12 protein-coding genes and 1 pseudogene are annotated in these 12,116 nt (G+C 33.2%); 3 read left to right on the top strand and 10 right to left on the bottom strand.

The annotated features are described in order from the left end of the window. Positions 1-14: 14 nt before the first annotated feature. Positions 15-1,184, top strand: coding sequence for a DUF3570 domain-containing protein (locus tag BW926_RS00175; protein ID WP_076443378.1), 1,170 nt, complete (start codon positions 15-17; stop codon positions 1,182-1,184). A gap of 255 nt (positions 1,185-1,439) precedes the next feature. Here the strand turns inward: BW926_RS00175 and BW926_RS00170 are convergent, their stop codons facing one another. The 3 genes from BW926_RS00170 to BW926_RS14300 form a co-directional block, all read right to left on the bottom strand. Next, positions 1,440-2,132 (bottom strand): DUF1003 domain-containing protein, encoded by a 693-nt coding sequence (locus tag BW926_RS00170; RefSeq protein ID WP_076443377.1) that lies wholly within the window; start codon positions 2,130-2,132, stop codon positions 1,440-1,442. 236 nt (positions 2,133-2,368) lie between these two features. Further along, positions 2,369-3,517, bottom strand: a complete 1,149-nt coding sequence (locus BW926_RS00165; protein WP_076443376.1) for an alpha-hydroxy acid oxidase — start codon at positions 3,515-3,517, stop codon at positions 2,369-2,371. 3 nt (positions 3,518-3,520) lie between these two features. After that, positions 3,521-3,682: a hypothetical protein gene (locus BW926_RS14300; protein ID WP_179077966.1), complete on the bottom strand. Its 162-nt coding sequence runs from the start codon at positions 3,680-3,682 to the stop codon at positions 3,521-3,523. 309 nt (positions 3,683-3,991) lie between these two features. Here BW926_RS14300 and BW926_RS14295 point away from each other — a divergent pair, with 309 nt between their 5' ends. Continuing rightward, on the top strand, positions 3,992-4,162 hold the full coding sequence (locus BW926_RS14295) for a hypothetical protein (RefSeq protein WP_179077965.1): 171 nt from the start codon (positions 3,992-3,994) through the stop codon (positions 4,160-4,162). Positions 4,163-5,156: 994 nt separating this feature from the next. On the opposite strand, the gene BW926_RS14670 is transcribed toward BW926_RS14295, so the two are convergent. The 7 genes and pseudogenes from BW926_RS14670 to dgt all read right to left on the bottom strand — a co-directional run bounded on the left by BW926_RS14670 (position 5,157) and on the right by dgt (position 10,190). Continuing rightward, the gene (locus BW926_RS14670; RefSeq protein ID WP_076443375.1) at positions 5,157-5,666 is read right to left on the bottom strand and encodes an ankyrin repeat domain-containing protein; all 510 of its coding nucleotides are present in this window, start codon (positions 5,664-5,666) and stop codon (positions 5,157-5,159) included. After that, complete coding sequence (locus BW926_RS00155) at positions 5,585-6,097, bottom strand: Hint domain-containing protein (protein WP_076443374.1); 513 nt, start codon at positions 6,095-6,097, stop codon at positions 5,585-5,587. The genes BW926_RS14670 and BW926_RS00155 overlap by 82 nt, the downstream gene beginning before the upstream one ends. Continuing rightward, positions 6,085-6,804, bottom strand: a complete 720-nt coding sequence (locus tag BW926_RS00150) for an RHS repeat domain-containing protein (protein ID WP_262484476.1) — start codon at positions 6,802-6,804, stop codon at positions 6,085-6,087. Before BW926_RS00150 ends, BW926_RS00155 begins: the two co-directional genes overlap by 13 nt. Positions 6,805-6,996: 192 nt before the next feature. Continuing rightward, positions 6,997-7,200, bottom strand: a complete 204-nt coding sequence (locus BW926_RS00145; protein ID WP_076443372.1) for a hypothetical protein — start codon at positions 7,198-7,200, stop codon at positions 6,997-6,999. Next, positions 7,200-8,129: an RHS repeat-associated core domain-containing protein gene (locus tag BW926_RS00140; protein ID WP_228403361.1), complete on the bottom strand. Its 930-nt coding sequence runs from the start codon at positions 8,127-8,129 to the stop codon at positions 7,200-7,202. The genes BW926_RS00145 and BW926_RS00140 overlap by 1 nt, the downstream gene beginning before the upstream one ends. A 26-nt stretch (positions 8,130-8,155) precedes the next feature. Then, positions 8,156-8,662: pseudogene (locus BW926_RS00135) on the bottom strand (SPFH domain-containing protein); the annotation flags it as partial. A 172-nt stretch (positions 8,663-8,834) separates the two neighbouring features. Then, on the bottom strand, positions 8,835-10,190 hold the full coding sequence (gene dgt, locus BW926_RS00130; protein ID WP_076443370.1) for a dGTP triphosphohydrolase: 1,356 nt from the start codon (positions 10,188-10,190) through the stop codon (positions 8,835-8,837). A gap of 71 nt (positions 10,191-10,261) precedes the next feature. Between dgt and BW926_RS00125 the strand changes: the two genes are divergently transcribed. Then, the gene (locus tag BW926_RS00125) at positions 10,262-10,996 is read left to right on the top strand and encodes a DNA-formamidopyrimidine glycosylase family protein (protein ID WP_076443369.1); all 735 of its coding nucleotides are present in this window, start codon (positions 10,262-10,264) and stop codon (positions 10,994-10,996) included. The last annotated feature ends 1,120 nt before the right edge of the window (positions 10,997-12,116 follow it).

Below are 12,116 nucleotides of genomic sequence, written 5' to 3'. Positions count from 1 at the left end.
AAATTTAATTTGTTATGAAAAAAATTATCATAAGCATTGTTACTCTTTTTGGAATTTTCAATGTAAAAGCGCAGGAGAATGCAAACAACGAGCAGCCAAAAAAATTAACGCTGGATGAAGCCAACCTAGTTTCCAGCTATTATAAACAAGACGGAAACAACTCTGCAGTTACAGGCGGAATCGGAACGGAAAAACTAACAGACATCTCCAATACCATTGATGTAACCATGGTAAAGTATGATAAGAAAGACAGGAAAAACAAATTCAGTTTCAGTGTAGGAATAGATCATTATACATCAGCCTCTTCTGATATGATTGATTTGAAAGCCAATTCTTCTGCATCACATGCAGACAACAGGATTTATCCTACGCTCAACTGGAATCGGGAAAATGAAAACAAAGGGGCAACCCTGATGGCAGGCGTTTCTTTCTCAACAGAATTCGATTATCAGTCTTATGGCGCAAACGTTGGTTTTTCGCAAAAGACGAAAAACAGGATGGGAGAATTCACCGCCAAATTTCAGGCGTATCTGGATCAGGTAAAAATGATTGCTCCTATAGAATTACGAACTGCTGAAAATGAGGGAACAAGCGGCAGAAATACATTTGCCCTCTCATTATCTTATTCCCAGATCATTAACCGGAATTTTCAGGTAGAATTTCTGGCAGACGGAGTTCAGCAAACCGGATATCTAAGCTTGCCGTTTCATAGGGTTTATTTTGCAGATAATTCTGTTCATCAGGAAGCTTTGCCAGATAAGAGGTTTAAACTTCCATTGGGGTTCAGAGCGAATTATTTTCTTGGTGATAAGGTAATTCTGAGAGCCTATTACCGGTATTATACGGATAATTGGGGGCTAAAATCCAATACAATCAGTCTGGAGACTCCCTTGAAGATATCTCCATTTGTTTCCGTAAGTCCGTTTTACAGATATTATTCTCAGACGGCAGCTAAATATTTTGCATCTTATCAGCAGCATACCGCATTTGACGATTATTATACCAGCAATTATGATCTTTCAAAGTTCGATAGTCATTTTTACGGAGTAGGAATCCGATTCAATCCAAAGAATGGCTTGTTTGGTATCGAGCGTCTCAATATGCTGGAAATCCGGTATGGGCATTATACAAAATCTGTAGGGATGAAATCTGATATCATTTCATTAAATTTAAGGTTCAAATAATATTCCTTATTAATCTGTTAACCATAATTTTAACTGCTTTAATCTGCCCTGTCATTTTTTATGGGCAGGTTAAGCAGATTCTTCAGTATTTGTAGATTATACTACAAATTGTAAGCTTAGTGCCTGTTTCCTGTGATTAATAAAAAAGATTCTAAAAATATTATATTTATTTAACCGGTTGCGGAATCTAAGAATTTTGGAGCTGGATTAGTTTTAAATTTTAAAGTACAATAAATTAAGTATTGCTTGTAGGTTTTATTTTACTCTTTTGATTTCTCTCATAAGATCTTCCAGATAATCTGTTTGTATATCTTGTATTTCCAAGAGTTTTTTATTTTGGTTTACCAGCAAATGATCTATTTTTTCGCTTAATAATTTAATTTCCAATTCTGCTTTTAAATTGATTTTATAATCGTGCTCTCCTCTCAGCCTGTCTTTCTGTTCCTGCCTATTCTGACTCATCATGATAATGGGTGCCTGAATGGCCGCTAAACATGAAAGAATAAGATTAAGCAGAATAAACGGGAAAGGATCAAAAGACGTTTTTAGAACCCATATATTAATAATCATCCATAATAGAATGAAAAAGAAAAATACAATAATGAACATCCAACTTCCACCAAATAAGGCGATCCTGTCTGCAATTTTTTCTCCGAAGGTAAGCTCAGACTTCATTTCGTCCTGGATATTTTCTGATAGAATGGAATTGTTTTTAATAGCAGTAAGTACGTCTCTGTCTATGATGGCAAGCTCACCTTTTTCCTGTAGTATTAAAGAGCTTAGGTAAAGGCGTCTGTATTTATTGAGTTCCATTAAAGAAATATAATGATGCTTTGAAAAGCCCGGAAAATCTATCTGTAGCAAGTTAAAAATGCCATCTCTGATATCCTGAGCTTGTATCTCTTCGCCTTGTTTGATCTCTTTTTTGCTGATATAACTGATTTCCATCTTTTATAATTTTTATAATAATCAAGTCTTTATTTAAATTTATTTTCAAAGTTCTTTAACCTTTATAAAAGATAAGATGCTCCATATCACCATGAAAAATGATATTGGTCAAGTTATATAAAATCGGTAGGAATAATTTATTCCTAAGCTTTTAGCAATGATAAAATTAATTAAGTGAAAGGCTTTTGTTTAAAGAAATAAAACCAATCCTTCAAGTTTTTATCATTTCCCAAAAACTACTTCACTCTAAAGTTCTGCAAATCTTTCGGGCTTTCACAACAAAGCTGTTCCATTACCTGTCTGAACTGCATTTTGAGCATTTCAATGATATGATCCCCACCTTTATCTCCCAAAGCTCCGACAGCATACATAAAAGTACGTCCCATAAAGATAAATTCTGCACCACAGCTCAATGCACGTGCTACATCAGGACCGGTTCTTATGCCACTGTCCATCATAATTTTAATTTTATCTTTATACTTTTTACTGATTTCTTTTACTACCGCAATTGTAGATTCTCCTGCGTCCAACTGTCTTCCTCCATGATTGGAAATAATCATTCCATCAAATCCTAAGCGTACTGCTTCTTCTGCATCTTCATCGGAAGCGACACCTTTAATGATCAATTTCCCTTTCCATTTATCGCGAATTGCCTTTATTCTGTCTGGATTTAATTTACCTGAAAATGTAGAATTCATGAACTGTCCCAATTGCTTTACATTCATGTCTTTATCCATATATTTTTCCAATGTAGCAAACCTCGGAACACCGTGCTTCAACATTTCTAAGCACCAGTGCGGTTTAGCCAACGCCTGGGAAATATTTCGGAAATTTAGCTGAGGAGGCATCGCTAAACCATTTCGGATCTCTTTTGCTCTGTATCCGAAAGTGGGAACATCTGCCAAAACAACCAAAACATCAAATCCCGAAGCTTTACAACGATCGAGGATATCATCTCGCAACCATTCTTCTCTAGGATGATAGAGTTGATACCATGCTTTTCCTTCCGTTAACTCTGCAATTCTTTCAATACTGCTTGTCGTAACAGTGCTTAAAATGAAAGGAATATTATGTTTAAAAGCCGCTTTTGCCAAAATTTCAGGAGCATTAGGCCACATTAATCCTTGCAAACCAACCGGGGAAATTCCGAAAGGAGAAGAATATTTTACACCAAATAATTCGGTTTCCATATTAGCCTCTGCATAATTGTTCAGGTATCGGGGACGAAGCAGAACTTCTCTCAATTCGTCGGTATTTCTATTTATATTTATATTTTCATTACAACCACCGTCCAAATATTCGAAGGCGAAACGAGGCATTCTTCTTTTAGCTTTTTCAATTAAAATTTCGAGAGACGGGTATCTTGTATCAAACGGAAATGACATAGTTTAAAGATTAAGAATTAAAGTTTGTAGTAATTTCATCTGATAAGATTGCTGCAAAAAGGTTTCATCAATTTCTCTATTTGAAATCACCATAGAAATGCACAACGCAGAATTCATCGGAGAATGCGTCAACATCACATGATAGCCCTTAAAATGATAAGACATTAATTTCATAAATACATTATTGTCTGAGAACCCTTCGTCAATATAAATCGTTTTAATTTTCGAATTTCAAATTACGTTTTTAATTTTATGAATTTGTAAATTAATTAATTCAATCATTAACTGATGATAAGCTTCCTCAAAAGTAATAAAAGAATTCAAATCTGTTACACCAATCATTTTCAGCCTTAAAACCTGTTTGATGAAAATTTTTCTTCTGGAAAATCAAAGAATATTCGATACAGAATTTGGTAACGAGAAAAATTCCACTTGCGATTTTTTTTCATGTACAAAACTATAAAACCTATTCCTATGATGAACAATACCCTTTACTTTCAGGCCATTACACAGCATAAAATAAAAGCTACCATGTTTATTTTCCTGGACGGTAAACATAAAATAGGGATTATCAATAATGCTGAACTGACGGATAACTGGAAAAAGCTGTTTTCGGGCTGGCTTAAAATCATGGTTAATAAGTAAGTGGTTAATTTTTTGAAATTTCACAAAATTCTAAAAACAATGAAAAACATTCAATATTATAACCTGTTGTACATTTTGATCTTTGTATTTCGAAATTAAATGAAACACCTCAGATTAAGATTAATCTCAAAATGCATCGCAGGTTATAATATAAAATATTTTTATTCACATACGGAACTGTGATTTTGATTTTTGTTCAAGCTCAATAAAACTTTAAAATAATTTATAATAAACTCGCAGAAAATTGGAACTAAGCTTTGCTTATAGGAAACGAAAATTAGGTTTATTGGTATTGGGTAATAGTTCGCGAGAATATCTTCAGCTTAACGAACAAACGATCTAGGTGACTGAATCTGAAAATTTTGATAAGAAAAAAGTTGGTGCTTATATTTTTGAAGTAAAATAATTGAATCTGCAAGTTAAAATGTATTTAAATTATTAAACTGACAAAAACAAATTACCATAACTAAAAAACTTAGATTTATTTCTATGCACGATTAGATAAAAATCTATTTTATTTTTTTCGGCAGGTGTCATAAAAAGGATAATTTTGCCCCATTAAATAACAGAAATAACAAATTTTAATATATAATAATAAAAACACAATCAGGCGCAGCTCTTATTAATTCCGTAATCGGGAAAATTAGTAAAAGCTATAAATTCTAAACACACAAAGGGAAAAGATTTATATGTTCACCACAAATGACAAAAACAAAATTATTTCGTATAAATCAGTAAAGGTCTTCAGGTATCTGAAGATCTTTTTATTTTGACCTCTCCCAAAATTCTGCAACTAAAGAACACTTATTCTTTCTTGTTGATAACATTATCCAAAATTTTAATATAATTTTATTGTAAAACTTATCAACCTATTTTAGGACGACTCATAGTAATTTCTCAATTAGGAAGTATAAACTTTTTTATCTAAAGAGAGCAAGTCCAATTGCTGCGTTATAAAAATAAAACCCACCGCAATCACGGCGGGATTTGTTAGTTATAAACATCCTTTTTTCCTGAGGAGTTCTTTTATTTCTTGATATTCTTTCGCGGAATGGTCTGCTTCATCTTCTATCCAATCACGCATGTAGATATCTTTCAAATTATCTCCTCCGCCTTTCTGATACAAAACCTTACTGCAATCCGCACCGTGTTGCAAAAGATATAGAATAACATCATAATTACCTAAAGCTGCTGATAGAGCATACCCTTCGTCAGGGCTGACATAATTTACTTTTGCTCCATTTTCTATTAACAACTTTACAATCTGTAAATGACCTTGTACAGAAGCAGCAATCAAAGGTGTTCTATACATTTTTTGCTCATTTTTCCCACTATTACATTCCACATAATTAACATCCGCTTTGTATTTAATTAACTCCTCTACATATCTGGTTTTATTATCAAAACTTTCACAAGCTGTAATTAGTGGCGTGCTACACTGCTCTTTTCCGTTGTATTTGTAATTTTTATAAGTTCCTTGCCCAAAAAAAGCACTTCTGTACAATCATTATGTACCAAAACTCCTTTCTCAGAAACATAATAATTATGGTTGCCTTCTACTTCAAAATTATAGACTTTTACTTTCTCATCCAAGAATTTAATAGATTCTACAGGAGAAGTTGTTCCGTCTAAAGTGGTTAGAAGTGTACCTTTTGTTAGGTTTTTGGCTTCAACCCAGTTTCCGTTCACAAAGAATGGGTGTTCCGGTGTACAGGTAATTTTCGTACCATTTACAGAAATCTTTACTAGTGAAGAAGAAGTATTTCGGGACAGTGCTACTACTTTTTTCAGCTCTTTTTTACCTGTTTCTTCATTGTAGCTCCATACTAAATCACCTTTTCTAATGTCTTCTATCTTTTTGTTTGCTTTTTCTGTGGCTACCAGAGTCCCTTCTGTAAAACAGATTTTAATTAAACCATTGGTTAGCCTTCCCATTGGACCACACAAATATCTACTAAGATTTGCTGCTCTCCAGCCTGCTGCAAGAAACTCCCCCCTGCAAAAGAAGCAGGTAATTCTAAAAATAAAAACTTTTCAGCAGCAGATACTGATTGTCCTACTTTTGTATCTTCTATTGCGCTATAGAGTTTCGTTCTGGATTCACTTAGATTTTGGCTAGCCTGCCATTTTTGTAAAAAAGAATTAGCATGATTTTGCATTTGTGAACCCCAAGAGGATCTATTTCCTGAAAGAATTAACTCAGGAATTTGCAATGAAAGGCTATAATCTTCCTTGTTAGTACTTATCTCTTTGAACACACTATTTATTGACCCCATGGTACTAGCACCGGCAATACCAGTCCTGTACTTTTTCCAGAAAGCTCCAAACTCACTTGGATCGAGATCTATCCTATCTCCACCCTGAGAAACGCTGTATAGCCCTGTAGGATCAGAATAATTAGCAGGGTTATTCATACCAAAATGATAAGGCGTTTGGTTAACATATTCGTCTGCAAGGGCATCCATCCCTGTAAATCTGCCAATATCCGGCATATAATCTCGCCAGTCCATGGCAACTATACCTGTTTCTTGTAACTCTTGTCCGTTGTATTTGTAATTCTTATAGCTACCCAGCCCAAAGTAAGCACTTCCCGTACCAAAATGATTCATCCCAAAAGGATAATAATCATTAGAATCTGTGATTTCAAGAACACCTGCGCTGTTTCTTGCAAAACTTTTTAAATCAAAATCAGGGCATTGATTTCAACACCCTGAATTATTTAATACTCTTAATTAAGATTATAAACTTTTTGTCTCAAAAAAGATAGCAACTCCACTAAAAATTTCATATTAATTCTGCAGCAAACTCTTTACATTTATATATTTTTCTAAAATCTATGAAGTGCATTTGACAAGAAAAATAACAAATGCAAACATTACAAACATTCCTGTTCCGTATCTCCATCCATCTTCTTTCTCGCTATTAATAATTTCTTTATAGCTGCGTTTATCTCCGATAATCTTTCTTACCAGATAATAAATGTTATTTCCTATTAAGGTGGTAAAAATAATCTGAAAAATAACTTCAAAAATCCCCATTAGTAATTATTATGTTTATTGTTGGGTAATGCTGATTTTGCTACTATAGGATATAATGTCCTGTACATTCCTACACTATTTACACCATTTAATCCCTTATTTAGATATCTATTCATAAATCCTCTTGTTACAGGTGCTGCTCTGGAAATTGCTGTACCTCTAAAAAAACTTGAAAACTGTGCTGCATTTAAAGGTGCTAATTTTTCTGTCATTCTGAATGCTGACTGTGGTAAAATACTTTTTCCAATTTGACCAAAGCTAAATGGAACATTTAAAGTCATCTTAGGACCAAAAGGATTAAATGTGGTGGAAAATGCCATTAATCGATCCCCAGAATCAAATTGAGAAGAACCATCAATATTACTGAATGCTTCCCGTCCTGTATATCCTGACATCGACTTGCCATTTAACCAGTTGAAAGTATCTACCGTCTGTAATGCTAAATAAAAATTATTAAACATTCCGTAGGATAATTTAGCGGCCCAATTACCTCTAAAACCTCGATCACCATTCCATTGAGTAATTGTAGCCATAGCACCAATATTTTTATTTAAATGATTGAAAATCGCTTTTTTGTCACTATTAAAAAAATAGTCACCGGTAAAAGCATGCTTCAATCTTGAGCCTTGTATTATAAGCTCAGGAATATCTCTATTGAGAGCATATTGATCACTGGTGGTTATTTCCTTAAACACACTATTTATTGAACCCATGGAACCACTACCGGCAATACCATGTTTATATTTCTTCCAAAAAGCTCCAAACTCGCTTGGATCGAGATCAATCCTATCTCCACCCTGAGAAACGCTGTATAGCCCTGTAGGATCAGAATAATTAGCAGGATTATTCATGCCAAAATGATATGGGGTTTGGTTTGCGTAGTCTTCTGCAAGAACATCCATCCCTGTAAATCTTCCAATATCTGGCATATAATCTCGCCAGTCCATGGCAAATATACCTGTTTCTTGTAACTCTTGTCTGTTACCAAAGCCTTGATAATATCGTAACCATAGCTATTCATGGCTTCCTGAAGCTCACCTTTCACTGCAACGGCAATGTCATCTTTTCGTACAAAAACATCATCAAGCTTCATTTTAGGAACTTCTGCTCTTACTACATCAAAAACAAAAGATGTAATTTGATTTTCAGGATTTTCAAGACGATAATATGCATCTGCCACCTGATTTCTGATCACTTGATATTGTACAGAAATTTTCATTTTGATAAATACATTATCCAATGTTTTTGTATCAATGATTACATCAAGCTGCTGGATTCTCAGATTTAATCTTTTTGCAATTTGATCAATAATGGGAAGCTTTAGATGAAGCCCGGAATGCTTTACCGACTTGAATTTTCCAAATCTTTCAATAATAGCAGCCGTTTCCTGCTTTACTACAAAAAATGAAGCAAATAAAATAATAAGCCCAAAGAATATAAGGGGTGCCAGAAGAAAAGTCATAGCTTTAATTTTTTAGTGTCATAATAATTTTTGTTCAGTTAAAAAAATTTCAACTGTGCTTGCTTAAATATAATAAAAAAAATTGAATGAGACCCATATATCTTAATAACTTGGATAGCTGGAAGATAGAGGATATAAACCGCTTCACTCTCCTATCTTCCTTACCTTGAATTTATACCGTCATTCCGATATCGATACCTTTGATTTTCCTATAAAGATCAGTGGCGAAATTATCCGTCATCCCGGAAACAAAATCAATAACACCCAAAACCTTCTGATAGTCGGTTCCGTTTTCATAAACAAACTGTTGCGGGAGCAGTTTCAGAGCCATTTTATCATAAGATTTTCGTTCTTCTTTTGTCTTTAAAATAGAAGGAATGAAATGGTTTAGCAATTCATACATCACATTGTAGCCGGCATTTTCGATTTCCACCACCGCTTTATGATTGTAAATTTTTGCAATAGAAAATTTTTCAATTTCCTTGAGGGCTTCATTTTCAGATTTATACATATCAAGTAGGGCTTTATCTAGACTTCCATCTAGGATCATATTAAAATTCAGCTTGTACGTTTCAATCGATTTATTGATTAAAGCATTAATAACTTTTGCTCTTAAATAAGAAATTTTTTCATTTCCATTTGAAATTGAAGCCAACTTATCTTTTATTCTTTTGATGTCATCAGTTTCAGATTTCACGAGCTCGAAGAAGAGATTCTCGCAGTCGGATGTAGAAACAATACCTAACCGGTGTGCATCTTCCATATCAATAATATTGTAGCAGATATCATCAGCGGCCTCTACAAGCCACACAAACGGATGTCTTTTAAAAATATGAGGATTTTCTCCTTCTAAAATTAAATTTGTTTCTTTTGCTATCTCAAGAAAAATATCTTTTTCATTTTGAAAAAAGCCGAATTTCTTTCTATGAAGAACTTTTTTGTCTCTTGCAATGGCTTCGCACGGATATTTTGCAATACTTGCCAGCGTTGAAAATGTCAGCTGGATTCCGCCGGCGTCTTTCCCTTGCTGTTGCTGGGACAAAACCCTGATCGCATTAGCATTTCCTTCAAAATTAACAAGATCCGCCCATTCTTTTTCATTAAATTTCGGTTTCAGATCACTTTCATTCCTTTCAAAATAGCTTGCAATGGCATCTTCACCGGAATGCCCGAAAGCTGGATTCCCTACATCATGACACAAACAGCCGGCGGCGATCACATTTCCAAGATTATAAAGATAAAAGTTCCTTGCATCCTCTGTAAGGTCATTTTTAAAAGTATCATGAATGAATTCCCCGATAACACTTCCCAGACTTCGCCCAACAGAAGAAACCTCAAGCGAATGGGTCAGCCGGTTATGCACAAAAACACTTCCCGGAAGCGGAAATACCTGCGTCTTGTTCTGTAGTCTTCTGAAAGCGGATGAAAAAATAATTCTATCAAAATCCCTCTGAAAATCAGTTCTTGAAGCTTTTGTATGTGGATTGTTTCCTGTACGCTGATTGGTAAAAATCTGGTTTAAATTCATCATTTTTCAAAATTACTTCAAATTTTATTTTTACGGAATAGTATTTGAACTTTTGTTTCAAAACTGATATTATGCCTGAAGGACCTTCTATAATACTAATGAAAGAAAGCCTGCAGAAATTTGTGGGCAGCAAAATTACGGAAGCTCATGGAAATGCCAACTTCGATAAAGAATATCTGAAAGGGAAAATTGTAAGGGAAATTCGCACTTTTGGAAAACAAACCTATTTGGTTTTTGATGACAGCGCAATAAGGATCCACCTGCTTATGTTTGGTTCCTACAGCGTTGATGAGCAGATAAAACCCGACAAAAGCCTACGTCTTTCACTGATTTTTAAGGATGGCATGATGTATTTTTATACTTGCAGTGTAAAACCTGTAGATCTGGAATTCTTATTAAGAATTGATTGGGAAGCAGATATTATGAGTGATGAATGGAATCCTAAAAAAGCGGAAAAAAAGTTAAAATCAAATCCTGATATGATGGTTTGTGATGCCTTGATGGATCAGGATATTTTTTCCGGTGTCGGTAATATTATTAAAAATGAAGTTTTGTTCAGAATTGGTGTACAACCGGAAAGCCTTCTCGGAAATATGCCTTCGAGGAAGATCAAAGAGCTGATTGCAGAAGCGCGAAATTACAGTTTTGATTTTCTAAGATGGAAAAGAGAATTTGTGCTGAAAAAACATTGGTTGGCTCACACAAAATCTATATGTCCGAAGTGCGGAAAAAAACTAATTAAAAAACAAACAGGCAAAGGAAAAAGAAGAAGCTTCTATTGTGAGAATGATCAAAAACTTTATTGATTAAAATGTTAAAAAATTTCAAGGATAAACTTTAACCATAATTCTAAATGATACAAAATTTTCTATCTGCAATCTATCATTATTGGAGTACTAAATTGTGAAATATTTTCAATCCTCAATAAAAAATTAATTCATACTAAATTGATTTACAGTATTATAAAATTAATTGGCATATGTTTTGAGATTATATTTCACAACACAAAAAATGAGAAAAAATGATTGCCTGTACATTAATTACAACGTGCCTTGTAACTTCAGCATATTTCTATGCAAAAAGCTATGAAAAGGCCAACAAAAGAAAATAATCTTCATGACTTTCGGATACGGAAGTCATTTTTTTATTCCAATAAGAAATTAATTCATTATAATGAGAATTTTACAAACAAAAATTAACACAAAAATACATTCATCTAAAATTTTTATGCATAACATTATATTTAATTGTATTTATCAGCTTGAAAATATAAATCATAAAAGCGTTGACAGATTAATAATTATTTAATAGAAATATAATTAATCTATCAATATTAATACAAAAATGCATTAAATAATTGTAAACAAAATATTAACAATTTTTCAATGAACACTACTTAACTAACTGATAAACATCACTATTAATTAATTTTACATATCAATATAATGTTGTAATATTGCAATACAGAATTAACAAAAAAAAAGACAAATAATTAAAAATAAGACAAAATGGTCACTTACATCGGAATTACAACAAGTTTAGTAGTTTTTGCTTCTTATTTTGCTACAGCAAGAAAAGAAAGAAATTAATTTCGAAAATTTAAAACTAAACCAGATCACTCATAAAACATTATGTTTTAAAATTTCAACCCATTTGGATTGATCTTATTAAGGAAATATTTTTTCACAGCAAATTTTCAATTATAATTATGGCAAAAGCCGGACATCTCCTTTTGTTCCGGCTTTTATTTTTTATCAATATCAGCCATAAAAGTTTTATCTATGCTGTATAAAATTAAATTAAAATGAACCTGTACAACCTTATTATTCAGAACAAAGAACTAATTTTCTGGCGTTTTTTATGATAATTTGTTGTCGAAATTCCCTGAAGATTTAAGAAATATTGAGGAAATATGATATTTCTTTT

The sequence above is a fragment of the Chryseobacterium sp. RU37D genome (assembly GCF_900156075.1).
Taxonomy (GTDB): domain Bacteria; phylum Bacteroidota; class Bacteroidia; order Flavobacteriales; family Weeksellaceae; genus Chryseobacterium.
Note: the sequence above shows the minus strand (reverse complement) of the source record. Positions and strands in the feature narration are given on the sequence as shown.

Excerpts from the sequence above, each read along its gene's own strand:
- BW926_RS00175 (WP_076443378.1), top strand. The coding sequence starts at position 15 with ATGAAAAAAATTATCATAAGCATTGTTACTCTTTTTGGAATTTTCAAT.
- BW926_RS00170 (WP_076443377.1), bottom strand. The coding sequence starts at position 2,132 with ATGGAAATCAGTTATATCAGCAAAAAAGAGATCAAACAAGGCGAAGAG.
- BW926_RS00165 (WP_076443376.1), bottom strand. The coding sequence starts at position 3,517 with ATGTCATTTCCGTTTGATACAAGATACCCGTCTCTCGAAATTTTAATT.
- BW926_RS14300 (WP_179077966.1), bottom strand. The coding sequence starts at position 3,682 with ATGTCTTATCATTTTAAGGGCTATCATGTGATGTTGACGCATTCTCCG.
- BW926_RS14295 (WP_179077965.1), top strand. The coding sequence starts at position 3,992 with ATGATGAACAATACCCTTTACTTTCAGGCCATTACACAGCATAAAATA.
- BW926_RS00155 (WP_076443374.1), bottom strand. The coding sequence starts at position 6,097 with ATGGGAAGGCTAACCAATGGTTTAATTAAAATCTGTTTTACAGAAGGG.
- BW926_RS00145 (WP_076443372.1), bottom strand. The coding sequence starts at position 7,200 with ATGGGGATTTTTGAAGTTATTTTTCAGATTATTTTTACCACCTTAATA.
- BW926_RS00140 (WP_228403361.1), bottom strand. The coding sequence starts at position 8,129 with ATGCCAGATATTGGAAGATTTACAGGGATGGATGTTCTTGCAGAAGAC.
- dgt (WP_076443370.1), bottom strand. The coding sequence starts at position 10,190 with ATGAATTTAAACCAGATTTTTACCAATCAGCGTACAGGAAACAATCCA.
- BW926_RS00125 (WP_076443369.1), top strand. The coding sequence starts at position 10,262 with ATGCCTGAAGGACCTTCTATAATACTAATGAAAGAAAGCCTGCAGAAA.